The 25,466-nt window shown below is 60.1% G+C and carries 27 protein-coding genes; 4 read left to right on the top strand and 23 right to left on the bottom strand.

From position 1 onward, the window contains the following. Window positions 1–6: 6 nt before the first annotated feature. Window positions 7–1,365, top strand: a complete 1,359-nt coding sequence (locus tag AC0JZ4_RS25790) for a hypothetical protein (RefSeq protein ID WP_471889361.1) — start codon at window positions 7–9, stop codon at window positions 1,363–1,365. 22 nt (window positions 1,366–1,387) lie between these two features. Here AC0JZ4_RS25790 and AC0JZ4_RS25785 read toward each other — a convergent pair whose 3' ends face one another. The 17 genes from AC0JZ4_RS25785 to AC0JZ4_RS25705 all read right to left on the bottom strand — a co-directional run bounded on the left by AC0JZ4_RS25785 (window position 1,388) and on the right by AC0JZ4_RS25705 (window position 19,158). After that, window positions 1,388–1,747: a hypothetical protein gene (locus AC0JZ4_RS25785; RefSeq protein ID WP_471889360.1), complete on the bottom strand. Its 360-nt coding sequence runs from the start codon at window positions 1,745–1,747 to the stop codon at window positions 1,388–1,390. Between the two features lie 50 nt (window positions 1,748–1,797). Continuing rightward, window positions 1,798–4,518: a type IV secretory system conjugative DNA transfer family protein gene (locus AC0JZ4_RS25780; protein ID WP_471889424.1), complete on the bottom strand. Its 2,721-nt coding sequence runs from the start codon at window positions 4,516–4,518 to the stop codon at window positions 1,798–1,800. Beyond that, complete coding sequence (virB11, locus tag AC0JZ4_RS25775) at window positions 4,487–5,536, bottom strand: P-type DNA transfer ATPase VirB11 (RefSeq protein ID WP_471889359.1); 1,050 nt, start codon at window positions 5,534–5,536, stop codon at window positions 4,487–4,489. The genes AC0JZ4_RS25780 and virB11 overlap by 32 nt, the downstream gene beginning before the upstream one ends. Then, a complete protein-coding gene (gene virB10 / locus AC0JZ4_RS25770) occupies window positions 5,533–6,885 on the bottom strand; it encodes a type IV secretion system protein VirB10 (RefSeq protein ID WP_471889358.1) in 1,353 nt (450 codons plus the stop codon). The genes virB11 and virB10 overlap by 4 nt, the downstream gene beginning before the upstream one ends. 9 nt (window positions 6,886–6,894) lie before the next feature. After that, complete coding sequence (locus AC0JZ4_RS25765) at window positions 6,895–7,713, bottom strand: TrbG/VirB9 family P-type conjugative transfer protein (RefSeq protein ID WP_471889357.1); 819 nt, start codon at window positions 7,711–7,713, stop codon at window positions 6,895–6,897. A gap of 8 nt (window positions 7,714–7,721) precedes the next feature. After that, window positions 7,722–8,456, bottom strand: coding sequence for a VirB8 family type IV secretion system protein (locus AC0JZ4_RS25760; protein WP_471889356.1), 735 nt, complete (start codon window positions 8,454–8,456; stop codon window positions 7,722–7,724). Window positions 8,457–8,522: 66 nt separating this feature from the next. Beyond that, window positions 8,523–9,593, bottom strand: a complete 1,071-nt coding sequence (locus AC0JZ4_RS25755; RefSeq protein ID WP_471889355.1) for a type IV secretion system protein — start codon at window positions 9,591–9,593, stop codon at window positions 8,523–8,525. Window positions 9,594–9,633: 40 nt separating this feature from the next. Further along, window positions 9,634–9,822 carry a hypothetical protein gene (locus AC0JZ4_RS25750; RefSeq protein WP_471889354.1) on the bottom strand — a complete coding sequence of 63 codons (189 nt, stop codon included), beginning with the start codon at window positions 9,820–9,822 and terminating at the stop codon, window positions 9,634–9,636. Between the two features lie 14 nt (window positions 9,823–9,836). Continuing rightward, window positions 9,837–10,676: a conjugal transfer protein gene (locus AC0JZ4_RS25745; RefSeq protein WP_471889353.1), complete on the bottom strand. Its 840-nt coding sequence runs from the start codon at window positions 10,674–10,676 to the stop codon at window positions 9,837–9,839. Beyond that, window positions 10,654–11,829 (bottom strand): lytic transglycosylase domain-containing protein, encoded by a 1,176-nt coding sequence (locus tag AC0JZ4_RS25740; protein ID WP_471889352.1) that lies wholly within the window; start codon window positions 11,827–11,829, stop codon window positions 10,654–10,656. The genes AC0JZ4_RS25745 and AC0JZ4_RS25740 overlap by 23 nt, the downstream gene beginning before the upstream one ends. After that, window positions 11,807–14,326 carry a VirB4 family type IV secretion/conjugal transfer ATPase gene (locus AC0JZ4_RS25735; RefSeq protein WP_471889351.1) on the bottom strand — a complete coding sequence of 840 codons (2,520 nt, stop codon included), beginning with the start codon at window positions 14,324–14,326 and terminating at the stop codon, window positions 11,807–11,809. The genes AC0JZ4_RS25740 and AC0JZ4_RS25735 overlap by 23 nt, the downstream gene beginning before the upstream one ends. 3 nt (window positions 14,327–14,329) lie before the next feature. After that, a complete protein-coding gene (locus AC0JZ4_RS25730; protein WP_471889350.1) occupies window positions 14,330–14,656 on the bottom strand; it encodes a VirB3 family type IV secretion system protein in 327 nt (108 codons plus the stop codon). 2 nt (window positions 14,657–14,658) lie between these two features. Next, window positions 14,659–15,024, bottom strand: coding sequence for a TrbC/VirB2 family protein (locus AC0JZ4_RS25725; RefSeq protein ID WP_471889349.1), 366 nt, complete (start codon window positions 15,022–15,024; stop codon window positions 14,659–14,661). Beyond that, window positions 15,021–15,644 (bottom strand): transglycosylase SLT domain-containing protein, encoded by a 624-nt coding sequence (locus AC0JZ4_RS25720; RefSeq protein WP_471889348.1) that lies wholly within the window; start codon window positions 15,642–15,644, stop codon window positions 15,021–15,023. The genes AC0JZ4_RS25725 and AC0JZ4_RS25720 overlap by 4 nt, the downstream gene beginning before the upstream one ends. Before the next feature lie 645 nt (window positions 15,645–16,289). After that, entirely contained in the window at window positions 16,290–16,748 is a 459-nt protein-coding gene (locus AC0JZ4_RS25715) for a hypothetical protein (protein WP_471889347.1), read from the bottom strand. A gap of 4 nt (window positions 16,749–16,752) precedes the next feature. Next, entirely contained in the window at window positions 16,753–17,514 is a 762-nt protein-coding gene (locus AC0JZ4_RS25710) for a hypothetical protein (protein ID WP_471889346.1), read from the bottom strand. 1,290 nt (window positions 17,515–18,804) lie between these two features. Continuing rightward, window positions 18,805–19,158: a hypothetical protein gene (locus AC0JZ4_RS25705; protein ID WP_471889345.1), complete on the bottom strand. Its 354-nt coding sequence runs from the start codon at window positions 19,156–19,158 to the stop codon at window positions 18,805–18,807. A gap of 464 nt (window positions 19,159–19,622) precedes the next feature. Between AC0JZ4_RS25705 and AC0JZ4_RS25700 the strand changes: the two genes are divergently transcribed. After that, complete coding sequence (locus tag AC0JZ4_RS25700; protein WP_471889423.1) at window positions 19,623–19,940, top strand: WGR domain-containing protein; 318 nt, start codon at window positions 19,623–19,625, stop codon at window positions 19,938–19,940. A 52-nt stretch (window positions 19,941–19,992) separates the two neighbouring features. On the opposite strand, the gene AC0JZ4_RS25695 is transcribed toward AC0JZ4_RS25700, so the two are convergent. Both AC0JZ4_RS25695 and AC0JZ4_RS25690 read right to left on the bottom strand, forming a co-directional pair. Next, on the bottom strand, window positions 19,993–20,175 hold the full coding sequence (locus AC0JZ4_RS25695; protein ID WP_471889426.1) for a hypothetical protein: 183 nt from the start codon (window positions 20,173–20,175) through the stop codon (window positions 19,993–19,995). 272 nt (window positions 20,176–20,447) lie between these two features. Next, window positions 20,448–20,654 (bottom strand): hypothetical protein, encoded by a 207-nt coding sequence (locus AC0JZ4_RS25690; protein ID WP_471889344.1) that lies wholly within the window; start codon window positions 20,652–20,654, stop codon window positions 20,448–20,450. Window positions 20,655–21,003: 349 nt separating this feature from the next. Between AC0JZ4_RS25690 and AC0JZ4_RS25685 the strand changes: the two genes are divergently transcribed. Continuing rightward, a complete protein-coding gene (locus AC0JZ4_RS25685) occupies window positions 21,004–21,282 on the top strand; it encodes an HU family DNA-binding protein (protein WP_471889343.1) in 279 nt (92 codons plus the stop codon). A gap of 546 nt (window positions 21,283–21,828) precedes the next feature. On the opposite strand, the gene AC0JZ4_RS25680 is transcribed toward AC0JZ4_RS25685, so the two are convergent. Beyond that, window positions 21,829–22,146 carry a DUF736 domain-containing protein gene (locus AC0JZ4_RS25680; RefSeq protein WP_471889342.1) on the bottom strand — a complete coding sequence of 106 codons (318 nt, stop codon included), beginning with the start codon at window positions 22,144–22,146 and terminating at the stop codon, window positions 21,829–21,831. Between the two features lie 252 nt (window positions 22,147–22,398). Here AC0JZ4_RS25680 and AC0JZ4_RS25675 point away from each other — a divergent pair, with 252 nt between their 5' ends. Then, window positions 22,399–22,602, top strand: coding sequence for a hypothetical protein (locus AC0JZ4_RS25675; RefSeq protein WP_471889341.1), 204 nt, complete (start codon window positions 22,399–22,401; stop codon window positions 22,600–22,602). A 28-nt stretch (window positions 22,603–22,630) separates the two neighbouring features. On the opposite strand, the gene AC0JZ4_RS25670 is transcribed toward AC0JZ4_RS25675, so the two are convergent. The 3 genes from AC0JZ4_RS25670 to AC0JZ4_RS25660 form a co-directional block, all read right to left on the bottom strand. Then, entirely contained in the window at window positions 22,631–23,359 is a 729-nt protein-coding gene (locus tag AC0JZ4_RS25670) for a hypothetical protein (protein ID WP_471889340.1), read from the bottom strand. 199 nt (window positions 23,360–23,558) lie between these two features. Next, window positions 23,559–24,485 (bottom strand): ArdC family protein, encoded by a 927-nt coding sequence (locus tag AC0JZ4_RS25665; RefSeq protein ID WP_471889339.1) that lies wholly within the window; start codon window positions 24,483–24,485, stop codon window positions 23,559–23,561. Window positions 24,486–24,803: 318 nt separating this feature from the next. Then, window positions 24,804–25,415, bottom strand: coding sequence for a hypothetical protein (locus tag AC0JZ4_RS25660; RefSeq protein ID WP_471889338.1), 612 nt, complete (start codon window positions 25,413–25,415; stop codon window positions 24,804–24,806). Window positions 25,416–25,466 lie beyond the last annotated feature (51 nt).

Raw genomic sequence — 25,466 nt, 5'->3', positions numbered from 1 at the left:
CGCCGGATGCGGATCGTAGTACGCAATAGCCCCGGCCATGGACTCGAAGAGCTCACGCGAGAGGAAGGATCCGCCCTGCGTTCCTGGTACGGAAACGCAGCAACGAAGGATGATGAAGCAATCGCGCTTGCAGTCATTCGACGGGCAAAAGTTATCGACGGCTGGATCGCCTGTGACTGCATCGCCGGGCAAACCCCACCCTTGTTGGCACCGATCCAGCAGGAACATACTTTCACCCTGCGGCGGCTGACCTCGAAACGACTAGAAGATCAGCAAGACAATGGGCGCCCAAATCACGCGGAAAATTGCCCGTTTCATGTCGACAGGGATGACACTTCTGTGCTGATCGACCGTCACTTCCGGATCCGATCGATCCTGAAGCCTGACCGCGGCTATGTCGATCCGCTGCCAGCCCTGCCAGATCGTCTCGCCGATCTTCCTGACCGGGAACGCCCGCGACCGACCGAGAAAAATGACCGGCCATCGCGGCTCGCGGGCATCTTATGGCGCATCCTCGACCGGGCTGAGATCAACGTAATCCCACCCTTGCAAGACAGGCCTGACTTTTCCCTCAGCGGGCAGTTATCGCGGATGCGCGCGGCTGCGAAGGAATTTCGCGTGTTGCGAACCTGGACCCTCAATGCGCTGACATCAACCTGGGCGGCTGATTACTGGGATAGCGACAGCCGCTGGCAGGCTTTGCTGTCCGCCTCGCGGACTGATTGGCCCCATATGGTGCGCCGCACGGGATTTATGCTCCTCTACGCCAGGAGTGTGTCCGCACATTCCGTCATGCCGGCATCCTCCGCCAGAAGGATTGATATCATGGGTAAGGTTCGCCAACCCTTGCGCGGCGATCCATCGCAGCGGGGACCGTTTCTGGTCCTACTAAACGCGGATTTCGGGGATGATGATGAGGGGCCGGTTCGGGCGGTCCAGGCCTATGCCCAGCCAGTTTACAATCCCGACACCCTTTTTCCGGTTGAGTCCGGTTTCGAAAGGCGAGTGTCCCATCTGCTGCTTTGGCTTCAGGACGCCCTATTCGAGGCTTTGCCGGGCCTATTGGTCCGGATCATCAAGCCGCTATTTGCGACCGAGACAAAGGTGGGGCCATGCCGCCCAGACTTTATCATCGAAGCTACCTATAAAGACCATCCATCCGTCAAGCTCATTGTCGAAGCGATGGGAATGGAGACTGAGGATTATCAGGCTGCGAAAGCAAAAATACTGCCCCGAATGGAGCATATCGGGCCTGTCTTTCAGATCACCCCGGCAGATTTTGCAGGGGATCAAGCGGCAAGATCTGCTCAGCGTTTGATGGACTGGGTCGTCCAACAGCTTCGCTATCCAACGGTCGCGCCATAGGCCACTTCATCGGCCGTACCGATCAGACATACTTGCCATTGCCGATTCCAGTGTGTTCGCGGCCCGATGCAATGGGACCGCGTTCCGTCGTTACAGCTTCAAGCATACGCGGTTCGACGAAGGCGATCACTGCAGGTGGGCGGTTGCCAAACATTCTTGTCACCAGGGTGCCGGCGATCTCCGACAAGGATGGTTTCAGTTCACTTCGGAAGGTTTGCTTCGACCTCCCACGTCTCATCGCGGCAGCTTTTTGCGCTCGCTTCTTCATCTCGCGCTCCTTGACCTTCAACCATAAGCCGGCGTTCGCCTTCGCCGCGGCAGCAATACGCTCGACGTTGCGATCCGTTGAAAGGTCGCGATCCGAGAAGTCTTTTGATGTCAACCAGATTGGTTCCTCCTTGAAATTCGAGAGAGCATCGCAGATCTTCGGCTTTATGGCTCTTCGGCTTGGGCGGGATCTTCACGCAAAGGGTCACGTGCTGCCTCTGCAAACTCTCGCAAATGGTTTCTCGACGCGTCGTCCGAAAGCCGATGGGATAGGTTCCTGATCAGCAGGTCGACGTCCTTATTGAGCGCCATCGGATCGATGTCGCTGTCTTCTGTCTGCTGGAATATCGCCTCATTAAGAGCCCGAATATCTTCGCCGAACACCTGCCTGACGTCCTGCCGCCGCAACACAGGCGGGCTACGATATGCTGAATTCTCCAAACTAGACGAGACTGACGCAGAGGATAGGACCTGATCGCGCCCGCCCGGCGGTCCAGGATAGACCATCCGCTCCAACGCCTCGTCGTCAATCCCGATATCGATGACGCTTTCTTCCGGGGGCTGTGGCGGCGACCTTTTCCTCTGACGCGCGCTCGAAGCCTGCTTCGACAGCGATTTCACTTTTGGGTCCGGCGTCTCCGTCTGAGGCTCTGCCTCTGCGACGCCGACCTCGCGGGTCTCATCGAGATCGAGCCGATAACGAAGCTCGTCCAACGAGGAGATGTAGACGTGTCGCTCACCATTCTTGACGACAAATCGCAGGTCGTGCGGCTTCTGGCCCGGCGGATTAGGCGTGCGATCGGCACCCGCTGCTGATGCGGCGCCATGCTCCAACGTCCACTCAATCGGCTCCATGCAGGGCTTTGCCATCGGCTTGAACCTACGGACTTTGGCGAACATGCGTTCACCGCCGGAATCAAGCTTCATGATCCGCATCAACGGCATTCCAGTAATATGAAGGATCGCTTCTTCCGGCTTCATCATCATCAGCGTATTGACGGGAAGCAGATCGACGGAAACCGGCACTTTCGAGATTGACCGCTGCCTACGACCATGGCGGTGCGAATAGGTGGACTGTTCTACCCATTTCGTGGTCTTGCCCGCCGCCATGGATACCGCGGTCGCATCCTCCTGGTTCTGGAAGTTCATAAACAGCTTGATCGTGGAAGCCCCCATCAGGATCTTCTGGCCGGACCGTTGATAGAGGCGTTCAAGCTGGGCGCCATCCTGAAGGATGAAGACGAAACGAACCCCATTTTTGCGAATGAGCGGCGCCAAGGTCAGCACGGTGTCGATGCGGCCGCCATTGCCGAACTCGTCGAGCATCATCAGGACTTCGTGCTCGCCGTTCGGCAATGGCCCGAGTTGCACCAACTTGTCGGCCATTTGCTCGATGAACATCGAGAGCAGCCGCCCGTAGATCTGTATGGCATTCCAGTCCGCCTGGATGAATATGGCAAGCTTCCGCTTTCTGATTGCGTCGATCGGGATCGTGGTGATCGATGTCAGCGCCTCGACCATCGGGTTTTGCAGGAAGTTCAGCTTGGCCACGATTTCCGCGGCGATGCCTTCCCCGAGCTTCTCGTGGCGGCCAGCGAACTTCGTCAGCTGCATCCGGGTCTGGTCCGAGAGCACCGCCTCGTAGTTCTCGAGGAGCTGGACGATCGCCTTCCGCTCGTCTGACATGGAGTTGAGGATGCGGTTGAGCTCGCTTAACGATTTGCGCGTATCCGGACATTCCAGGACAAAGCCGAGCATCGCCGTCAGCAGGATCCTGGCGCTCTCTTCCCAGAAGTCCGAGGTATCCGAACGAAGGCGATCCGGAAGCAGCATCTGGGTCAGTTTCTGCAGGTCAGTGATCCGCTGGTTCGGGTCGGTGCTGATCAGATCGAGCGGATTGTAGCCGTCGGTGAACTTCGATCCCGGCGCCAACAGAAAGATATCGTAGCCCTTGTCCTTGAGGTAACCCGAGGTCTCGTCGAAGAGCTCGCCGCTCATATCAAGGATGACCTGCGATCCTTCAAAGCTCATCATCGTCGGGATGACGAAGCTGCGCGATTTCCCCTGGCCGGGCGAACCAATGACCATGACGTGCTGGTCACCGTCATTGCGCAGAAGCAGGCCCTGTTTCAAGCCAAGCACGATGCCATGCTTGTCTCTCAGCCTAAAATCAGCGGCATCCTTCAACGTTGCAAGCCTCGCCCGGCCCATGATCATCCGCTGACGCTTCTGAATGGCGGCCCCGATTGGAAAGCCGACCAGGGCACCCGCAGCAGCAAGACCGGCAAGCGCCGCAAAGATAATCTGGCGGGAGGGTTTCTGATAAGCCCCGGCCGCGTCCGTCGCCCCGAAGGGTGCCTGATACATGAGCGCGAGGTGGTTCCCGTAATAGCTGGCGATCTCGACGTGCTCGCCTGCCTTCGTTGCGACCATGTAGAAGGCAATGCCGTAGGCAATGACGCCGGCATAGGCTGCCGCGAAGATCATAGCGGTCAGCGCTATGAGACTGAACATCGACCGGACATGGAGCAAATAGAGGATCTTCCGCGAGAAGGCCCTTCCCGCCTTTAGCATCCAGAGGCTCAAAACAAAGAACAGTAACGGCGAGGACAGCGCAAAAGCGAGGATAGAAAGCCCGACCGTATCTCTCGTGTGGATGATCGACCACGTGTAGCGCACGCCGTCGGCAAAGCGTACCGCACCGACATAGTCGAAGTACGACCCCTGCCCAAACGAGACAACATACGCATCGTAGATCGTCACGAACATGAAAAGCCACAGGCCGGCCGCGCCGAGGATGGCGAACGGAAGGGTAAGCGGCGACGCTTTCTGCAGGCCTGACCACTTCGGGCGCTCAATCTCGCTGAGCGTGGATACGTTTGCCATCGTCATCGACCTCATCGGCAAAATAGATCTCGCTGACGCCGCGGCCGCCGACGGCGTCACTCTTCTTCAGCTGGACCACGATCGGAATGATGGAGCGGATGTAACGAATGATATCATCCCGCTCCATGCGCACATTGCTGTTGAGCACCAACGTCGACAGGCGATTGAAGGCGTGGTGCGGTGAGTTTGCGTGGATCGTCGACATCGAGCCGGGATGCCCCGTATTGATAGCATTGAGGAAGTCGAACGCCTCGTCGCCACGCAGCTCGCCCATGAAAATCCGGTCGGGCCTCAGGCGCAACGCGGTGGCGAGAAGATCGCCCATCGTCACCCTCGCCTCCCCCTGACCACCTTTTGAGACGAGCAATGACACGACATTTGCCTGGAGGGGCTCGAGCTCGGCGGTGTCCTGTATCAGGATGAACCGTTCCTGATTGGGGATAGCGGTTAGCATCGTATTGAGGAAGGTGGTTTTGCCGGTCGATGTGCCACCCGAGATCAGCATGCTTCGATGGTTTATCGCCGCGAGTTCAAGGAACTCGCGGACTTGTCGCCCACGCAAAAGGCGGGACAACTCGATGTCGACGTCATCGATATAGTCGTCACCGGTGACCTTGGTGAAGTGGAAAGCGCCGGCCCGATCGTAGTCGTTTAGGTCGAAGCGCCGGATGAACTGCTTGCGGATCGAAAATGCATGGCCGGTTGCAGACGTCGGGTTTAGCACGAACTGGACACGCTCCCCGCCGGTCAAGGTCGCAGACAGCAGCGGGTTCTGGGCGTTGACCGTCTGCTTCGTGTAGGACGCCGCCCGCGAAGCCATGTGGCGGATCGCCTCCTGGTCGAGACCTTCGACCAGCTCCCTCACCATGGCGAGATGGCCAATCTTTTCAAGCCAGACCTCGTCATTGGCCTGGCAGGATATCTCGACAATCCCTGGATCATCGAGAAATCGCCGTATCGGCTCCAAAGCCTCGGCCAGAAAATGATGCTCTGCTGAGATTACTGGGCGGGCGTTCATTTGCCACCTCTTTGCTTGCGCAACCGATCGAACTCTTCGCGGACCGGATCGGGATAAAGGTCAGCGAAATCGAGGTCGCGTGTGACGAAAACATTAATGTCGGAGCCTTGGCGGATATGGATGGTCGGCCGAATGTTGCGGCTATCCTGGAAAGCTCCAGTACCCAGTTGCTGGATGCCGGATGCGATCGTCTCGGCGGCAATCTGCCGGGCGCGATCCTGGGATGTGTCGCCGCTGTTTTGAGGGACCCTCGTGACGATTCCGTCACTATTGACCACGGTGATGTACTGGTTGTTCTTCTGACCGAGCTGGGCGATGTACTGTGTGGCACCACCGATCAGGGTCATCAGCGCCGGCGGCCCGAACCGCTCCCAATATTTCCGATCGACGATGCCGGTCATACCCGAGCGCCCGAGACGGTCGGTCCCGTAAGAGCCAAGCTGCACCGAAACCCCGTCGCCCCTAATCATCCTCGTCCAGACAATCAGGACCCGCTCCTGCCCGCGCTCGACACCGGACTTGTAGTCCCCGATCAGCGATGAACCCGCGGGGATCAGGATCCGTCGCCCGTCGAAGGAATAGACATCCTCTCGCACGATCCCCTTCACCATGCCGGCGAGATCGGAATTGATGGCGGTCTCCAATGTCCCGCGGATCATCGTGCCTTGCGGGATCCACGCGTCGGTCCGACGGTTCTCGGTGGCAACCGAGACCTGGACACCCTGGCCGCCCATCGCCTTGAGGAATGCCCGGTCTCCATCGACTGCGCCGCCATTGTCGGATGTGGAGGCGGCATCAGCACCCGACATCGACCCCATGCCGAACGGCGCGGCACCCGCCCCTGAGGTCGTGGCCTGCGCAGCACTCTGGGGCTCGTTCGTCTTGTCGAAGACCATGGCCGAGGACCGCACGCGCTCGAGTAGCTTGGCCTGGCGGGCAAGTTCGATGCAACGCGGATTGTCCGGGTTATTGCGTCTGGTGCAATCGACTTCCAGCGCGGGAAGTACAGGTGCCACGGCCGGCACGACGGGGGCTGGCGGCGGAGGCGGTGGTGGAGGCGGCGCCTCCGGCACTTCAACGGTGGGCAATGGCGGCGGCGCGGGTGATCTGAACCCCTCGTTTCGGGGCGTCTGCACAGGGCGGAATTCTTCGCGCGGCGTGTTGTCGACGACCAGCTCCTTTTCGCCGCTGGACAGGAGGAAATAGAGGACAACGCCAAAGCCGGCGATCGCCGCAACCAATGCCAACGGGCGCATAACGCCGATACCGGCCCGTCCGACCGGTCCGCCGAGCGACGCATCACCGTCCAGCGAGCGATAAATAGGCGAACTGAAACTGGGATCTGACATACTGCCGTCCTATCTCGATTGGGAGTGTGAGGTAGTGGCGCCGCCCAAGCGCTTTGGGGCAACGGCACCCTCAATCGGTGCGGGGATGTCGGCAGGCACGGTCCGCAGATTGAAGAGGCACGTCTCTTCTTCCGTGCCATAGCGCAGCGACCATTGCCGCGAGACCTTGTCGATAACGACGTAGTCCGCTTCCCGCCGGTAGTTCACGAGGCTTTCCCTACGCCTCGCATCAACGATGAGAATTGCCGGAGTATCACCCCTGAACTTCATGAAGGTCTTCAGCCCGTCATCGAAGACCCAGAGGGGCTTGGCCGCATCGTTGCCTTTGAAGCCATAGTCATAGTTGACCGTGTCGCGGCGAATGTTCTTGATGTTCGGATTGCGCTGCGCATCCTGCGCCTGTTTCCAGAGCTCGGCCGTCCCCTTGAGGCCGGCGTCTTCCGGATAGGTGAACTTCAGTTTGAACGTCTGGTCTTGCATAGCCTTGCTGTCGTTGACCCGCAGATCGAAAGAATAGGTGCGCCTTGTCGTCACCACGGAAAGGTTGGTCGCAGCATCCTTCTCCATCGGCTTCAGGGTCAGCGACCGCCTGTCAGCAGAGGTGAGTATCTGCCAGGACACGGTGTCGCCGGCAGCGACCTGCGTGATGGCCTCGTCGGCACCAAACAGGATGGTGGTTACCAGACCGTACGTGCCCGTCACCTGGAAGACCTGCTGCGCGGAATAAGGCAGCGAGCGGATACGCGGGTCGAGCCTGCCAGGTCGCGCCAGCAACTCGGCATTCGCGATCGTTGGCTCAAGAACCGCCAAGACAGAGAGCGCGATCATCCATCGCTTCATGGCACGAGCCCCGATGGCATGTTTTCCGGCACCTTGGCATATTCCGTGACGACAAAGCCGAGCGGATTGTGTAGGCGTACGCGATTGCTTGCCGGAAGATTGATCTGCCGATATCGCACGGTCGCCGACCAGCGATTGACGACATCCCCGCCACGGCGCCGCTCTTGCGTTTCAAAGCGCACGGCCATGGTCGAGGCATTGAGTGGATTGACCGACAGGATCTCCGCACGGATGCCTCCTGTCGCGCCCATGGTCCTGACCGGCCCACGTGGATTGCTGGGGTTCATCCACTCTTCGTATTCCTTGAAGGCGGAGGAATTCGGCTCCGACCAGAGCGCGATCATGTCGAAGTTGTCCGAGAGGTAGCGGGGGTCGTAGGTCTCTCGACGAATGACATAGTTCCCAACAAAGGACGCCTGCACCGCCTGAAGTTCCGATACGTCAGAGCGATCCTTGTCGAGCGTGGTAACTGTTTCCATGTACCCGGTATTCTTATCGACGATCAGCGGCACGACCTCGGTGCGTACGAGCGGGAAGAGCTGCGCGACCGAGAATGACAAGATGCCGGCGATGGCCCAGCCGGCGAGGGAAAAGATCAGTAGCATTATACCGATCAATGACCGCAGCGACCGATTCCTCTCGCCCCAGGAATGATGTTGATCGTAAATGATTTGTGGGCCGGCAACCTGACCGGCCGGCTCGGTACGCACTTGTCTTTTGAAGAATGCCAAGATCTACCCCCAAAATACCTGCTGTCAAAATTTGCTGGCCGATGAGTGGCCGCGATCATTTCCACTTCACCCGCCGCTGCGCCGCCGCATGGTCAGCATCCGGCCGAGCGCGCCTGACGCCGCCATGCCGCCGCGACCGGCAAGGGCGCCCGCCGCCAGCGCCCCTTTCGGCCCGGCCAGCATCCCGAGCGCGACCGCGGCGGCCTGCCCTCGGCGCGAACTGCTGGAGGATAGCGATCGACGGGCCGAACCATAAATGGTATCGACGCCGCCGCCGCCCGGACTGCCCGTTATCGCGCCGTAGGCGAAGGTTCGTGCGAAATCAGGGACCTGGAAAATGAAATAGGCTATCAGCGCCAAGTAGAGCACCATGGCGACGACGATCGCGAGCGCGTTCTCGCTTGTGGCCATGTCATCATTGACCGTGTCCATCATACCAACGAGGAAGCCGAACGAGAGGCCGGCCATCACGTAAGTAAAGAGAAGCATGAACATGCCGAAGGCGATGCCCTTCACCCATGCATCGAAGACAAACCGGGTAATGCCGAAGAAATAACAAAGGATGGCGATCGGTCCGATCGCCATCATCACAGCTGTGATCATCTTGGCAAAAAGCGTCACGCCGGTGAGGATCAGCAACATCGGCAAAAGACCGAAGACCAGGACGATGAAGACGATGACGGCGCCTGTAACGTTCGGCAGCCATCCGGACTCGTAGGAATTGAACAGCTGCATGGCGAAGTCGTAGACCTTGCGTGCCATTGACGCGACCTGTTGAGCCAGATCGGCCCCTGCCGACTGACCACCCATGGCCGAGGAGATCGCCGAGCCGAGATCCTGCGGTGAGGTGAGAACGAACTGGCCGATACTGTCGTAGAACGTCGCCCAGGACATGATCAGCGCATAGGCAAGGGCGACCTTAAAACCCGTAATCGCCATATCGGCCACAGAAATCCGGGTCTGGCCCAAGGCTGCCATCATGAAGTAAATGGCCAGAAAGATCGCCAGGATGGCGCTTACAAGTTCGCCGTTTTCAGCAAACAATCCCCATGCCCGCGCCAGCGACGCCGTATTGATCTTGTCGAAATATCTGAGCGCGTCGCCATAGAAATTGATCGCATAGCTGACTGGATCCATCTCGTCCCCTCAAATCCTGTTGGCGGGCTGGAATTGCCGGCTAGAATTGATTGACCGGTCGCATCGGGCCGCAATCGTGCGGCAGCAAAGCATCGAACGCTGGCGCCGGCGGAGCAGGCTGCTCCGGCCCGTAGTCGAGCGCCGGCACCGGGCTGTCGTCCGCCGAACATTTGGCCAGCTGCTCGTATTTCCCGGCACAGCCACTCAGCACTAGGGCAATGCCGATCATCGTCGCAACACCCCTCACTGGGACTGCTCCTCAAACGCTTTCAGCTGATCGCGCACCGACGCAGTATCTGTGATCGATGAGCTGCCCTCACGAATGACGCTGTCTGGAAGCGTGGCGAAAGTCTTCAGATTTTGCGAAGACGTCGCCAGGGCAGCCTTGTATTGCTGGTTCAACAGCATGACTTGGTTGTTGAGCGAGCCGACGGCCTCATTGGCGGTCTGATTTCCTTGCAGGACCATCTGGGTGTTCTGCTCCAGCGCCCCCTTCAGGTCCTGCGCCGAACCTATCTTCTCAGTCGCCTGCATAAAGGAATTTTGGCGGTCTTTTGTAGCGCTGTTCATCGCATCAGTCAGCGCCGTCAGCGTCGTCAATGCGTTGATCCCTTGGGAATAGGCCTGATTGGCCCCGGACAGATCGCTGCCCTTGGCCGTATCGACGACCATTTTCACGAGGTTGAGGCCGTTGATCAGTTTGGCGGCCGTGTTCTGGAACTGGCCGCTGATGCCGCCGAATACCGCCTCGTTGCTCGACAAGATCGAATTGAAGTCGGGTGCTTGGCCCATGCTGAAGCCGTCTCCGGTGGCGAGCTTGGCAAACTGGCTGGCATCCTGTGTACGATCACCGACGATCGCCTGCAGTGTCTTCGTCACGTTATCCTTGACGACCGACGTATCCTGCTGGATCTGTTTCGACAGCCGCTCTATTTCCTGCGCTGCCGCAATATTGGCCGAGTCTTTGACTGGAACCTGTGCGAAGGCATGTGGCGAAGTAACCAGACCGAACCCAACGGCAAGAACAATCCTATGCATAAGCCTCTCCTTTGCTGTTTCGTCAGTTTTCCGATGGCCGGGCATCAACGACAGTCACCAATCCAAGGGCAGGATCCTGAATCGCCGAGAAGGTCGCTGTGTCACCATTGGCGCGTGCCGCATCCTGAAGATCTTCAAGCCAGCGCTGTACCTGCTCCATCGTGGCGTTTGTCGGGACGGCAAAGCAGCGTGTGCTGCCCGTGTCGATGATCGTCGTCGGGCACTGGATTTGCGCCATCACCAGTGATCCGTCTCTGTCCTTGGAGTTGCCGCCTCCGGAACCTCGCAGGCTCGACGAAGATGATTGCAGGCCAGCCTGGAGGCGCTGTAGATACTGCTGGTTCGCCTCGAGCGATTTCTGGGCGAACGCGTTCCAAGTCGTTGCGCGCTCGACCTGCGCCTGTGTATTGCGGTCGACGGCCTTCTTCAGTTGTTCTCCACAGCCCGTGGTATCGCTGAGTGTCTCAGGCTCGCTCGCCCCGGTTCCGGTCGGCGTCGGGTCGCCATTCTCGGCCTTGTTGCGCTCGTAATACCCTGAGACCTTTCTGACGTAGTCCTGGGTCTCGGCAATGTTCGGGATCTGGCCGTTTTGAAGCGATTGGCGATAGGGGCCGGCATTGTAGCCCGCGGCGATCAGGTCGTAACGCTCGCCGAACATGCCCTGGAGCTGCTTGATGTACTTGACCCCGCCGCGGATATTATCCTGCGTGTCATAGGGGTTCACACCAAGCCCTGCTGCCGTCCCCGGCATCAACTGCATCACGCCGGTCGCCCCGACCCCGGAACGCGCGGATTGGCGAAAGCGAGATTCCTGCTCGGCGATCGCCATGGCAAAGTTGGGATCGACGCCCTGCCGGATCGCCTCATCCCGAACCATGCGGGCGACTTCCTGCTGGCTTGGGGTTCGCTTCGACGGGCCGGCCGGCGCCGCATCGCCAGCCATTCCGGCCGCCGAGCAATCTGCAGGCGCTCCGGATCCCTCCCCTGGAGCGACGCTGTCCGTGGTTCCACCTGAAGCTCCTTTGACGCTTTGCGTGTCGGCCTGGTAGGGCTCGTAACTATCGCGGGTCGCCTCGTCGCTTTTCAGGCGGGTGTCGTCGATCACCGGGACCTGCGCGCGCGAAACCGAGGGCACCATGATGGTGGCAAACGCGAGCGCGCCGACGGTTGCCAGTTCAGGAAGTCTTGGCGTGGTCATCGGACACGTCCCCCTCCCAGTCGCAGAATTTCGACAGCCAGCCCTTCGGGTCGTCGCCGTAGTCGTCGCGAAGCATTTCGACCTCGCGAACAGTCTCTTCGCGCCCGGACAGGACCTTAATGAATTCGGGCATGTGGGACATATCGACACGCGCGATCACGCTGCTTTTCGCCTGCTTGATCAGCATGAAGCGAGAACTCGGATCGCCGTTCTTGACCCAGTCGAACTCAGCCCGCGATAGCCCGAAATGCCCCATGTAGGAGCTCTCGTCAGCCTTCGGATTGGCGAAGAAGATATTGGTGGAGGTTTGTTCGATGATGGTCCGGCTGACACTCGACTGGACCACGTCGTCTGCCGACTGCGTCCCGAAAATCACCAGACCGTTCCGCTTTCTGATGGTCTTGAAATAGTCCTTCATGGTGCGCTTGAACTCGTCGTCGTCGAGCAGCTTCCAGGCTTCGTCCATCAGATTGATGATCGGCGCCTTTCCGTCGTAGATCTTGTCCAGGCGATGGAACATGTACAGGAGTGCAGCGGTGCGAACTGTCGGGTCGTCGAGGATCGACGTCATGTCGAAGCCGATCATCGGACGGGAGATGTCGAGACTGTCGTCGGCATTGTCGAAGAGCCAGGCATAGGGTCCCTTGTCGACCCACTTGTCGAGCCTGGCGATCAGGCTGCCTTCTGTGCGCTCGCTGCCGGCAAGAAGCGCACGCAAGGACGAAAGGCGCCGATAGGACCTGTCCTTGGTCTTAAGAACGGACTTGATGGCATTGCGGATAATTGCCTCTTCCTGAGGCGAGAGGGTTTCTCCCTGCTTTGTCGGCTTCAACATGAAGCTGAGCAGGCCATAGAGGAAAACGCGATTGTCCTCGGTATCGTCGAGAAGCAATGGGTTCCAGCCCGAAGGCTCTCCGGGCTCCAGCGTCATGTAGGTGCCCCCTGCGGCCCTGACCATGATGTCGAGGCCCCGGTCCTTGTCGAAGACGATTGTTTTCAGCCGCGGGCTGACCCGGTACGCCTGCAGGATCAGGAAGGACATGATCACCGTCTTGCCGGAACCGGTGGGCCCGAAGACGGTCGCATGCCCCACATCACCCTGATGGAAATTGAAGAAGAACGGCGTGCCGGACGTGGTCTCGAAGATCGTGATTGCCGGTCCCCAATGATTGCCGTCCGGCTTGCCATAGGGATAGGCGTGAAAGCTGCTCAATCCGGCACAGTTCAAGGTGGAAATCATCGCCCGGCGTGCGATATAGGCCTGATTGCCTGGAAGCTGCGCCCAGTAGGCCGGCTCCGTATTAAGGTCCTCGCGGACATAGGATGCCCCGAGCGCGCCCAGTTCATTACCGATCAGGGCAACCGCATCGTCGAGCTGGGTGGTGGATTTCGCGATCGGCATGACGGTCAGATGATGTTCGGTGAAGGCGACACGCTTGCGGGCAAGCTCGTCCCGAGCGATGTCGAGATTGGCCTGAACACTAGAACCGCCCTCGTCCGCCTTCGACATTTGCCGATCGAGACGCTCGATACGGCCCCGTGCGGACATGTCGTCGACAAAGGACATCGACTGGGTCAACACCATTTCAAATGGCAGCTTGAGGATATAGTCGAGCATGCCAGCCCCGGTCTCAGGCGGATATTCCTTCAGCGACACCATGGCGGCATACCGGTCGTCGCCAGCGGTATCGCCTCCAAGATGAATGAGCCGGTTGCCGATCGAGGTGCGGCGCGCCGGCAGCATCTCGTCGATCGGGATATTGCCGAGACGAACCGGACGCACGCGCCCACCATTCAGCAGAGTGTAGAAGAACTCGCATTGTTCAGAGAACCAGACTTTTCGAGCGCCCTCCTCCAGGACGGCATCGTCGGCGATCGCTTTGTAGATCGCTCGACCATTGCCAAGATCGGCCTCGATACGCTGGACGTCGCGCAGAACCTTCGGACTGTAGACGACAAGCGACTTTTCCAACGCACGGGTCGCCTCGACCAGCCTGTCGCGCATCGCCCGGAACTGCTCCTTGCGAACGACATTGCCGCCGATGCCCATGACGCGAGACAGGGTCGAGCCCTTCTTGAACAGAGGCCGAACGACCAGCGAGACATAGGTATCGTTGACGAACATCTCGTTCCTGGAGATGCTCGACTGATAGACGTGGTCGAGCCGCTGCATGAAGGGATCGGCAAAGGTCGAGGGCAGAGATGGCGCGACCTTGCGCCTGATCACATGCGTGTAGAGTGCGAAATTGCCGATCGATGAGATCGCACGGAAGGCAGCGTTGCGCTGGCGCTGCAGCATGTTGATGGTTTCGATATCCGCGGTCTCGAAGGAGAAACCGGTCAGTTGGATGGTCGAGACCAGGCAGTCGTTCTTCAGCCGGATGATGCCATTTTCGATTGGGACATAGAAAGGGACATGGGTCGCGACGCTTTTGTCCGCGAAGATCTCCCAACCTTTCGACAGGCTTCCCTTTAAGGATCGTGCCATCGTGCTCATCGCCTATACTCCATAGGTCCTGATGCCGCCGCCCAGGCGGCGGCCGAGGGGGTTGACGCCGCACATGCTGAGCCGCCCGACGATGTCGAAAAACCAGAGATCAAGCTTGACGGTCAGCAGGTAGAGAATGCCGTGGAGGACGATGAACGTGGCCGGAAACCAGAGGATCGAGCCAAGGATCATGAACACCATCAGCGAGACGAAGCATTCGGCAAGGAAATAGGTGTATGGAATGCCCATGACCGTTGGTGGACGTGTCAGGGCAAGAATGACGGGATAGGATTCGATGGTCTCATCGGCCCCGTCGATCGTTGTGCCGCCGCCGGCCATGATCAGGCCCCAGTGCCGGCGAGAAAGTCAACGAGCTCCGCGGCCGCGAACATGCCGGCAAGGCTTCCGCCGACCCGCAACAGCGCACCCCATGACCAGTAGCCGAAGGCTGCGGCCAGGAACATGCCGATGAACGCGATCGCACCTATTGAACGACCAAAGGGTCCAGTGAAGAATTGGACGAGCCTGTCGGCGGCATTCTGAAGGGCGTCCAGGTTCTGGGCCGCGGCGGGCTCGTACTGGACCAGCACGAGGATCATACTGGCTGCAACCACGCATGCCGTGTTGCCAATAGCCTTATGCCTTGCGAGCCAATACCAGGCGGCCTTTCCATAGAAGGTGGCGACTGCGATTGCGGAATTCTTCATCGGATTACCTCTTCCTTGACGATCTTCACCGGACCGCCGGCGACGATCGGACCAAACTCCTGAGGAGCAGGCCCGAGCGCCGCTGACGGTTCCGCAACTGAGAAAACAAGCATCGGGGACTTCGCGCGTTCGGCCCGCCCCCTGTGGGCAGCTGGCGAGGCGACTGCCGGGGGCCGCATAGTCGCTTGAGCCGCCGGGAGAGCTGCTGGCATACCCGTGTAGTATCCGACGACCCGCGTGACATAGTCGGCAGTCTCCTGGATCAACGGCAGCGAATGGGTGGCATCGACGCGCGGCTCGTCGGCGTTGTAGGCCGAGGCGATCAGCACGGGATTGCGGTATTTGCCGATCAGCAGGTGCAGGAAGCGCGTTCCGGCGCGAATATTCTGTTCGGGATCTGTCAGGTCGGTGGCACCGAAGGCCGTCCCGATCTGCGGCATGACCTGCATCAGGCCGATGGCACCGGCCGCGCTGGCGAGCTGCCGATCGAAGCCTGCGTTTTCGGCACGCATGACAGCCAGCACCCAGTTCGGATCGACCTCTTCTTCTGCCGCGATCCGGACAGCGAGCGCTGCGTAGGCTTCCGGTACGCCATCGAGAAGATCACTTCGCGGCGACATGATATGAGATGCCTCTGGGACGCCAGTGTCCGCCCCGGGTCTGGTTTCGGTTGGCGCTTCGCCAAGCGAGAAGACGCCGATCGAGGAATAGGCAGCACGCCGGTGTTTCGCTCCTTCATCGCCGCTCGGCTTCTGAAAAAGAGACACAGTATGAGATACGGGAAGCGTCGGGCGGTCTGCAGAAACAACGGATGGATGGTTTGAGCCCGAAAGTGGGCTGCCGAACCGCGCTGCCAGGTTTTCAGCGTTGATCACCGGGGCAGAAACAAGCACCGGTCGAGATGCTTCCCCCGGTATGTCGGACCTTGATAACGGCCTAGCGGTTTTCGGCGCTACGCTTGAACCCGCAGGATACGGGTCGGTCCCCGTACCCTGCCAGACATGATGTTCGTTGCCGAGGCTCGAGGCATACCCCGTGAGGAAAAAGACCGAGGCGATTGCGGACCAGACGGAACTACGTGACCGTATGCCTTGCGATAACGTCTTGAGGTAAAACGAGCTGCGATCCATTTTTGAACCAGTTCAAAATTACACTGCGGTATAAGTTTTGAACTGTATTCCGTCGAGAAAATCAACTGAAAATATCACTCGCGTATAATTTATGTTTCATCGAGTTTCCCGCAGAGTTTCGAAAACGGTTCGATTTCAATCGCGTACGCGTGACCAGCGATCTGCAGTCCAACGATATCGTAATTGCTCCTGATCCCCGAATATCTTGGCGAGACGGACCGCCGTGCCGCCCTTGACCAGCACTGACCCCGCATCCGCTCCCGATCGCGACCCGTAGATTTGGCAAATATAGTTCGGAAGCTCTTTTTGAATGCGCGGCGCCGACGCGCAGGAGGCAACCTGATAGCGGTAGTCGTCCGCGGGCGGATAGCCGCGCCCCGTCTGCTGAACTGAGCCCAGACGATGACGCGCGAATTCCGTGCCGTATTCCAACTGGCAGTCGACGATCGTTGAGCCGTAGTGCCTGCAATCACCCAGACTCAAATAGATATAGGGTGCCGGTGGGAGCGGACGTGGTGGCGGCTTGACACTTGCACATCCTGCCAACGATGCCGTCAAGGTCGATACCAGGCAAAGTGCCTTCAAATCCTGCATGTCGTTACTCCTGGGGTTCCCGGCCATAGCCAACGTCAATCAATGCGTCGATGAAGAGATCGCGAGCGAGCGAACAGAAAGGAGATGCGGACCGAGCCAGATGGAGCTCGGTCACGACAAGACCGAGATCAGAAATGACCGCGGCAACGCTTGCCAGATTATCGCTCATGCCGTCACGAAGCATCTCCTGGCCCGCATGCCCCTTGATGATCAACGCGTAATCGCCGCGAGCGATGCTGTGCCAGAGTTCGATTGTGCCGGTCTCGCCGGCCCGGCTTTCGGCGTCGCAGACAAGCATCAACGCATAATCGGGATGCGGCAGGCGATCTTCCTCGATGGCCGTGCCGCTCCTGAACGCGGTCAATTCCACATGAGAAGAGAAGATGAGCAAGCCTTCGTTGATCAGCAGGCGTTGCGCACCCAGCCGAAGGAAGGCGTTCATCGCTGGGGCTCGCATGGCATCCACAGGGAGCGCATCATGGCAATGCTGACATATCGATCGCAGGCTGCCATCTACCATGACAAAGGATGCATGAAAGCGATCAAGGATGAACCGTTCCATATTCTGGGTTCGACCGCTTAGGTTCTCGACCAGGGCATAGCCATTGAGCTGCTTCCAGGGCTTGGATAGCAAATCATCGTCCGGCTTGAAGCCAGTATCGTTCACCAGGCTGGTCGGCCCAACCACGATAGCAGCCGATCGCGTCTGGGCACCGCAGCCTGGGCAGTCGACCGTGACAGGGGCCGGGAACCATTCCTTCGTCAAAAGAGCTCGGACGTTTACCAGTTGCGGCCACCATGAAAAACTTACACTTCAGTATAATTTCTAGCACCATGATTTCTGTGCCTCAAGATCTTCGCGTGTCGAAAATGTTTGGCGGAAATGGCGTCGCCCTCCCGCAAGTCAGATCACATAGATCAGCTTGGCGGTCCCTGCAGGTCCATGCGTTTGCCTATGAGCCTATCCGCTTAACAGGTAAGGCACCGAACAGCCAATACCTCAGTCGCGCAGTCGCCGATACGCTCAACAGCCGATCTGCGTATCCACCTATATGCACGTTCGTTCATTAGGCGGCTCACCGATCCGCTCAAACGCCGATTGGCCCAATAGGCTAATCACTGGTTCACCGGTACGCACACTCACCTATTTACCGAATGCCGCATTCACTTAAAAACCTATCCGCGGATGCACGCATTCGCATGTTCGCCGGTTCACCTAAACGCTCATTCGCCGATTCTCGCATCGGCTCACTCGGGGAATCCGCGCGCGCCTTATTCACCGATCCACCGATACACCGATACACCGATTTGCCGATTTGCCGATTTGCCGATTTGCCGAAGCACTCATCCCCGCATTGGCCGATCGCAACCTATAGGTGTTCCTCTGTCTTCCGGTCGAATTTTTGCCCTCCGTCGCCGGACCAGGGAGCCATTTGGCACTCGCCTTTTCGGCGGCTTTCCGAAAGCCTCTGAGACCCCTCTGCAAGGCGCGCCTTGCTCTCGCCCCTCGGGCGAAACGGCTGTGGGTATACCAATAGCCTATCCTGCCATCTTCTTCAGACCGGCCGAACACCGTGCCCGAGACGCATATGCTGTTGCGTGTCGTCAGACGAAGCAACAGCGATCGAAGGTGTCACACCGACGATCCGCGTCGCAGGAACAGCGCGGTGTTTGGCCGGTCTGAAGAAGATGCAGAAGGGAGCCGTCGTCGCGAGCTGCCGGGATGTTCGGACCGCAGGGATCGAACATCGAAGGCTGCGAGCGATGGACGGCGAGCACCCCGCAGGAGGAAATGGGGAGACGAAGCGGATACCCGAAAGATGAGGGTGAAGCGGAGGATGCCCATTTCCTCCGTATTGTTTGGGGAAGTCGCGGCAGCGTCCGCCTACCGGCCCGAAAGGCCGGGCGGGTCAAGACCCGCTCCGCAGGGAGAGGGGTGTGTGAGGGGAGAGGCGGCAAGTCTCTCCCCTCACGACCGCGCGCAGGCTCGAGGCCAGCAAGCGGTCAGGGGATCGAAAAGCGCGAGAGACGGCAGGTGCCGCCTCTCGCTTGTGGATCAATCAGGCATGGTGTCAGGATCGTATCGAACGGCTGAGCCGGCGAGCTCTCGGATCACGGCGCCGATCCGCCACATCCCGATCTGGGTCCGACGCTGGGCAACGAGAATATCAACCGCCGTCTCGTCCGCCTCGATGGCCTGTATTGCGGCATCCGTCGCATCCCACGGACCGAGGTTTTCGACGGGAATGATATCGCCGTCCTCATCATAGCCACCGGATATATATTGCGGTGCGCGCTGGACGCGCTCGTAGGCGCGCTCGGCTTCATGAATGAGACGAAACCCCTCCGTGCGCTGCCGCCAGTATTCCGGGCTTCCACCATCGATGTACTTGATCTTGCGCTGTGTCATTGAAGTCTCCTTTCGCTTTCTGACGAGAGGAGGCCGCACTGTAGACGCGAGGGGTCAAGGATCGCGGCACGGGACCGCCAGAGGCGGCCAGCGGAGGAGCCGAGTTTATGTCGGTGCTCGACGAGCGCCGGCGGAAATTTGGAGGCGCCGCGCAGTCCTTGACGCCGGAGTGTCGGGTGTATCATGGGAGGTCAGAGAGAGAAGAGATCACGGCCCGAGAGGAGCCGTGCCCGCCTCCGGCGTTCAGCCGGCGTGCTGTGTGAGGGGCTCTCCTTGCGATGGGGCGGCCGGTCGATGCGGCCGTTTCATCCCGCGAGAGTGATCGTTGCCGAAGGCGAAGACCGCAACACGGGCTTCGGGAGCGACGCCCTGCGGCGCGAGTAGAGCACGGTCGGCAGGGCTGGCTCGCCCAGATCGCTTCGCGTCCTCGCCGAGCATCCATCACGAAAATGAATCGGGTGCCACTGATCGATTCAAAACTGTCGTTGGACCGGCCCGGCGCGATCTACGATGCTGCCGGCATGATCTCACAACCCTATCAGCTCTATGTCGAACGATCGGATGCCCTGAAAAACATGGCGCGCTATTATGCCATGGACATCTCGGCGACACTCTTCGGCCAGGCTTGCCTAACTCGGCGGTGGGGCCGGATCGGATCGCGGGGGCAGTCGAAACTCCATGTCTTCGAAGATGAGCAGGAGGCGGTGTCATTGTTTCTGGACATTCTGCGCCAGAAGCGTGGCCGCGGCTACCGCCCGGCCGGGCAACGAGACCAGGTCTGACTGCGCGAGAACGGCGATGGAAAAGGCCCGCCGTGGCGAGCCATTATTGCCGTCAGTCCCAATCGGTCTCGAAAGCGATTTCGATCTGGACGAAGAATGGGATCTTGATCGCCAGCTTGAGACCAAGCTTGCCCTTGCGAAACAAATGGCGAAGGACCCTGGTCAGCGCGCTGAGCCTGCGGCTGGTGGCGGCGAGGAATTTCGCGAGGTGACGTATGATATGTGCTCCTTTCAAAAAAAATGTCGTCGCGGGAGTTGGAGGCAGCCCGTCTGCCGTGATGCACCGGCACGGCCGAAGCGCAGCGGAGGACCTGCGACGCAGGTTGCGCCACGGCAGACCGGCTGCAACATCCCGACAAGGATGAGATGGTTTCGAAAGGAAGAGTTGCGCATCTCGACAAGGCCTTCGAGCCACAATGCTCGCTACAGGCTTGCGAAGCGGCGCTTCGCGCCCGGGCCGCCGGTCGATCCGGCGGGCCGGGCCAAGCTGGACGGCAAAAGCCTCCCTCAGAAGGGAGGCTCGGCCGAGATCTGGCCGTCCTGTTCGGCGATGATCACCGCAAGCTCGACGCGTGCCAGTTCGAGTTCGAGTTCGATCTCGCGGCGCTCGATCGCGTCGTTCGATGCATTCAATTCCAGGCGCAGCTCTTCAATGTGTTGTTCCAGCAGCATCTTCGTCTCCTTGACGTTGTGAATGACGACGCCCGCGGTCATGAGGGGTCGTGTCGGGTCAAGGTTCGCGTCAGCGACCGGCGGAGCCGGCGTGCGGAGGAACCGATTTTGTTGGAGCGGAGGGAACCGGAGCGGAGGCAAAATTGGAGGTGCCGCTACGACCTTGACGCGGCGCGATCGCTCATGGCACCCTTGGCCAGACTGAGCAGACATACACCTATCCGTATGGCACCCATTTCGAGGGCGCCGCGGTGGAAGAGCTCGTTTTGGGGCCCCAGCATTGCGAAGTTGTGGAAAGACCCAATTTCCGGGCTCTTCTGCTGCTTTGCTCCGATGACATGCCCGACGTCGGCTGCGAGGCTCCTGTCGTCAATGATGCGGAGACAAGACCATGACGACCACGAACGAAATTGCCGACAAGATTGCATCCGACCATAGCCTGACCAAGGCTCAGGCCAAGACCATCGTGGAGGCCGTGATCGTGTCGATCACCGAAGCAGCGATCGCGGGCAACGAGACCAGCCTCCCCGGCTTCGGAAAGTTCAAGGTGAAGCACACGCCCGAGCGCGAGGCCCGCAATCCAGGGACGGGCGCGACTATCAAGGTTGCAGCGGCCAAAAAGCTTTCCTTCGCTCCTGCCAAGGCGCTCAAGGATGCGCTGAACAAGTAAGCGTCTGTATGCTTAGGGAAAAGCCCGGCCTCGCGTGCCGGGCTTTTTTCGTCTCGCAGTCACCCGTCGTCGTGCCGGAGGGTGGCCAAGCTCCTGACGATAGTCTCGGCGGCCGGACGGATCGCTTCGCGGTCGTGATTCGCTAGCAGTCGGTGAAGCTAACCTGACGCCATGGGCACAAGGTCGAAGCAGAGCGCCGAAGCGGCGCTTCACGAGGCGGCAAATGTTAGAAAGGCGCTTTATTTGGTGACAATCCAGAGTTCGATGTACACATCGCCAAGGCTGGCGCCGGCCCGCAGGAAAAGGTCTGCAGCGGGAGGCAAAGCCGATGACGGCATCGGGATCGACTTCACTCGAGACTGTTCTGGTTACGGTGATAGTATAGCGGCTCATGTCGGCCACCTCATGGAACCAGTGGAGAGTAGCCGTTCAGGCGCCTGCTTCTGCGGCAGCCGGCGGGCGGGGCGGCCCTGGTGCACGACTCGGTGCCAAGGCCAGACGACAGAAGAGCCCCGCCATGGTTGGCGGGGCTCGGTCTTGCGTGGTTCAGATCTCGCGCTTTGGGCGGTTCCAGATCAGCGCGTATTCCCCGTCTTTCTCGCCCGGCCACAAGGCAGCGGTGATCGGTGCATTGAAGCTCGGGTCGTCGAGCTTGACCGAAATGTATTGCTCGCCGTCGTTGGAGACCGCCTTCCACCCGGCGCCAACTTCGATACCGTTTCCGGCGGTGATCCGGAAATCGGGGGCGTCGCGCGAGACGCGTTCGATCGGGTTGAGGCGGGCCTTCATGCTGACGGTGAGGGTGCGAACATTGCCGATGATGGAGTTGTTGTCGTTGGTGGTGAATTCGCCGATGACTGCCATTGTCGTGTTCCTTTTCCGGTGTGTTCGGGCCACGCCCATCGCGGCCTCGATGGCGGTGTCAAGACCGACGGCGATCGACGCCGCACCCTTGGGCCGAAACGTTAGTGGAGGGCGGCCGGGAGCGGCTTTCTTTTCGCGCGAGGAATGCGAACCCTGTTCGCAGGGGAAGAAAGTAGCGGACGGCCGTTGCGGTCCAGGCGATCGAGACGAAGGCGTCCTTCGGTCACACCAGTCCCATCGAGGTCTGCGTGTGTGTGGTCCGTCGTTCCGGATAGGCAGATCACGACCCGCGATCATCGGCAGGTTCTCGACCGACGTGAAGCGCGAGACGCGATGACCCCGCGCGACCGCTTGGCCACGCTGACCAGTTGGGTTGAGATCGCAGCTCACCAGTTTTCGTCCACGACGACGCTGTCGCGATTGCGCCGGCTGGTGGCGGCCACTCCGATCGGCTGACGCGACGAGACCTGTCAGACGAGACACCTCACATTCGTTCGCATTCGTTCGGCCATAGATCGAGCTGGCCGTGGTCGGCGGCCGTGGGAAGATCGGCTTCATCGAGCGGTACGCATGAGCGATGCACAAAGACCTCGCCGCGAATGCGCCGCAGCCCGTGGCGGAGCGCCCGATCGACGTCAACGGCATCCTCCCACGAAGGCCGATCGACTTCGCGTATCTGCCGCCAGCGCCTGTTGTCGTGAAACGGGCAGCCGATACAGGCGGACTTCGGCGGGATCGGATCGTCATGGCGCTGCAGCCAGGCAAGGCAATCGTGACGACTCATGCGCTTCTCGATCAGTGGAAACCGCTTGATCTGCCAGGCTTCGAAGCTTGGCTTGGCGCGCATGATCTCGTCGGTCGCAATACCGATCCAGGCCTCGGCCACGGGAAAAGGCGGCGATCGCCTTCGCGCCAAACCGGCGAGCTCGCGAACCTTGCGTCGGATCGGAACGATCTTGAAATCCGTGGTGCATTGCCGCCGGATCATGCCGATGGACACGGTCTCGGTCGTGGTCCGCCGCGAGGCGATCTCGACCAGGACGCCATCCTCATCCTGGTCGAAGACCGGCACTTGCGCACCCCGTGGCGTGACTGTACTGGCGACGGCCGGGATCGACGCCCATCGATCGCCCTTGCCCGCCTGCAGGAGCTGCTCGCGGATATTGCCAGCCGAGACGATATGGACGGGGAATGGCGGGGCGTTCGGCGACATCGGCCATTTCAGATGATCGTAGACCGCGCTAGGTTCCCAGCCGGTATCAGCAAAGATCGCGCAATCGGGCTTGGGCCCAATCTCGCCATGGCTGCCATCAGCGCCATGGTGGTAGACTGGACGCCGGCCCCGAGCGACAACGCTCCGAGCCCGATCGTCGAGGTTTCAGGGTGGTCGACAGGCTTGGGTTCGAACAACATTACGCCACCTCCTGATCCGAATCCGCCTGCGGCTGGAGGCTGTGGAGATAGGTGACGGCGCGCTGCGCATGGGCGGCTGCCTGGAAGATCGCGCGCTTGTCGGACCCGAGAATTGCGGCCCATGTCTGGATATAGGCAGCGTGGTCGGGCCGCGGCTCCAGTTCCGGAACGATCCCGAGATCGGCGCAGACCATCGCAGCGCCGAGTTCCACCAGCATCTCTTCGAAAGCGCGCTCGCGGCGATCCTTGTGGTAGCGGGACAGATCCCTGTTAAGGCGATGGGCCGGAGACGTCCAGTGCAGTGTTTCATGCGCGCGGATCGCGATGAACGACGCTATGTCGCGGAATTGCGCCGGTTCGGGAAGCTGGATGTGGTCGGTGGGCGGCGAATAATAGGCCTGGTTTCCACCATACCGGACGATAGCACCGGTATTGTTGAAGAAGCGGTCGGCATGCTCGATACGCTCGAGCGGTTTGGCAATCGCTTCGGGAGCGCTGTAATAATGATCCGGTAATCCCTCGATTTGATCACAGTTAAAGACGGTGTAAGCCTTCAGGAACGGAATATCGCGTTCGATCTCTCCACCGCCGGCATCGGTTTCCGTCTTGGTGAAGCGACTGGCATAGACGACGTTGGCGCCGCCTTCGCCCTTGCGGACATGGGCGCCAAGCTGGTTGGCCTGACGCAGGGTCATCCAGGTCGCGGACGTAAACCCGCAGGCGACGCTTTCCGACCATAAAAGCAAGACATTGAGACCCGTATAGGCCTCACCGTTATGGCGAAGCGGCCGTGTCACCCGACCGGTCATATTTTGGGCGCTCCATGGTTTGACCCAGGGGCGCACGCCTTTTTCCAGATCGGCGAGGATCCGATCGGTAATGCGGGCATGGATGTCGATGCGGGTGGTTTCGGTCTTCCTGCTCATTGTTCAAATCTCCGTTTACGGGAGGCCGCGTCGGTCGCGACCTCGTCACGGAGGGCCGATGGCAGGAGCGGTCAGGGGGTAGGCGCACCGGAACGGCCGAAACGCATGTGGAGGGCGGCGAAGCCGTTGCGGCCTACATCCGGCTCCTGCAGGACCAAGGCCGGGACGGGGTTGCGAGAGGCGCCACGCTTTCCTTCCTTCCCTTCCTCAGTCGCCATGATCGTGATGGCCGACATGGGAAAAACCGCCCCCGATAGGGCGGCAACGCTTATCTGCTGGATCGATGGGCGGAGCCTAGGCTCCGCCTTTGGGATCGCCTCAGTCGAAGGCCGACATCTGGGCCGCAGCCGCTTTGCGGTCGAGCGTCTGACCAGGATTTTCGACCGGGCGGTCGAAGGGCTTCCAGACTTCACCAACGATCTGCTCGTAGGCTGCGACGGCACCCTCGGCCGCCATCCGCAGCGCATGTGCCTGGATGCCCATGTCGGCGGCGAACTCGCGCTTGCGCTGGGCGGCGCTGTCGAAGCCGACCGGACCATCGAGATCCTCGTCCCGGGCTTCCGCGGCACCCTTGGCGGTTGCGTCGCGTGCTTCGGTGACGGCCCGCGAATAAAACTGGCCGGCACCATGGGCAGAGCCGACATAGGCGCCGACGATCCGCTGGAAGTGGATCTGCATAGCCCGTTCTCCGAGGCCGTCCGAGAGGCCCGTGGCAGTCTCGACGATCAGGCGCTCGTGCATGTCGCGGATACCGTCACTGTCGAGAATGGCGGCTCCAAAACTTTCCGCGATCTTCAGCGCCTGGGCTTCATCGGGGCACGTCAGGCGGACCATCTCGACGGTGGCGCCCTTGCGAAGCTGGAAGACGCGCGCGGATGGACCGGAGGCCTGATTGGAGGATTGCCGGGACTGGTTTGTGGGCTTTGCCATGATGGCTTCCTTTCGTGATCTGCCGAGGCGGTTCCGGCCCCCTTGGCCGGC

It is taken from the genome of [Rhizobium] kunmingense (genome assembly GCF_977018605.1).
This window is presented reverse-complemented; position numbering and strand designations above follow the sequence as displayed.

Excerpts from the sequence above, each read along its gene's own strand:
- AC0JZ4_RS25790 (WP_471889361.1), top strand. The coding sequence starts at position 7 with ATGCGGATCGTAGTACGCAATAGCCCCGGCCATGGACTCGAAGAGCTC.
- AC0JZ4_RS25780 (WP_471889424.1), bottom strand. The coding sequence starts at position 4,518 with ATGGCAAACGTATCCACGCTCAGCGAGATTGAGCGCCCGAAGTGGTCA.
- virB11 (WP_471889359.1), bottom strand. The coding sequence starts at position 5,536 with ATGAACGCCCGCCCAGTAATCTCAGCAGAGCATCATTTTCTGGCCGAG.
- virB10 (WP_471889358.1), bottom strand. The coding sequence starts at position 6,885 with ATGTCAGATCCCAGTTTCAGTTCGCCTATTTATCGCTCGCTGGACGGT.
- AC0JZ4_RS25765 (WP_471889357.1), bottom strand. The coding sequence starts at position 7,713 with ATGATCGCGCTCTCTGTCTTGGCGGTTCTTGAGCCAACGATCGCGAAT.
- AC0JZ4_RS25755 (WP_471889355.1), bottom strand. The coding sequence starts at position 9,593 with ATGGATCCAGTCAGCTATGCGATCAATTTCTATGGCGACGCGCTCAGA.
- AC0JZ4_RS25750 (WP_471889354.1), bottom strand. The coding sequence starts at position 9,822 with ATGATCGGCATTGCCCTAGTGCTGAGTGGCTGTGCCGGGAAATACGAG.
- AC0JZ4_RS25745 (WP_471889353.1), bottom strand. The coding sequence starts at position 10,676 with ATGCCCGGCCATCGGAAAACTGACGAAACAGCAAAGGAGAGGCTTATG.
- AC0JZ4_RS25740 (WP_471889352.1), bottom strand. The coding sequence starts at position 11,829 with ATGACCACGCCAAGACTTCCTGAACTGGCAACCGTCGGCGCGCTCGCG.
- AC0JZ4_RS25735 (WP_471889351.1), bottom strand. The coding sequence starts at position 14,326 with ATGAGCACGATGGCACGATCCTTAAAGGGAAGCCTGTCGAAAGGTTGG.
- AC0JZ4_RS25730 (WP_471889350.1), bottom strand. The coding sequence starts at position 14,656 with ATGGCCGGCGGCGGCACAACGATCGACGGGGCCGATGAGACCATCGAA.
- AC0JZ4_RS25725 (WP_471889349.1), bottom strand. The coding sequence starts at position 15,024 with ATGAAGAATTCCGCAATCGCAGTCGCCACCTTCTATGGAAAGGCCGCC.
- AC0JZ4_RS25720 (WP_471889348.1), bottom strand. The coding sequence starts at position 15,644 with ATGTCGCCGCGAAGTGATCTTCTCGATGGCGTACCGGAAGCCTACGCA.
- AC0JZ4_RS25715 (WP_471889347.1), bottom strand. The coding sequence starts at position 16,748 with ATGCAGGATTTGAAGGCACTTTGCCTGGTATCGACCTTGACGGCATCG.
- AC0JZ4_RS25705 (WP_471889345.1), bottom strand. The coding sequence starts at position 19,158 with ATGACACAGCGCAAGATCAAGTACATCGATGGTGGAAGCCCGGAATAC.
- AC0JZ4_RS25690 (WP_471889344.1), bottom strand. The coding sequence starts at position 20,654 with ATGACCGCGGGCGTCGTCATTCACAACGTCAAGGAGACGAAGATGCTG.
- AC0JZ4_RS25685 (WP_471889343.1), top strand. The coding sequence starts at position 21,004 with ATGACGACCACGAACGAAATTGCCGACAAGATTGCATCCGACCATAGC.
- AC0JZ4_RS25680 (WP_471889342.1), bottom strand. The coding sequence starts at position 22,146 with ATGGCAGTCATCGGCGAATTCACCACCAACGACAACAACTCCATCATC.
- AC0JZ4_RS25670 (WP_471889340.1), bottom strand. The coding sequence starts at position 23,359 with ATGTCGCCGAACGCCCCGCCATTCCCCGTCCATATCGTCTCGGCTGGC.
- AC0JZ4_RS25665 (WP_471889339.1), bottom strand. The coding sequence starts at position 24,485 with ATGAGCAGGAAGACCGAAACCACCCGCATCGACATCCATGCCCGCATT.
- AC0JZ4_RS25660 (WP_471889338.1), bottom strand. The coding sequence starts at position 25,415 with ATGGCAAAGCCCACAAACCAGTCCCGGCAATCCTCCAATCAGGCCTCC.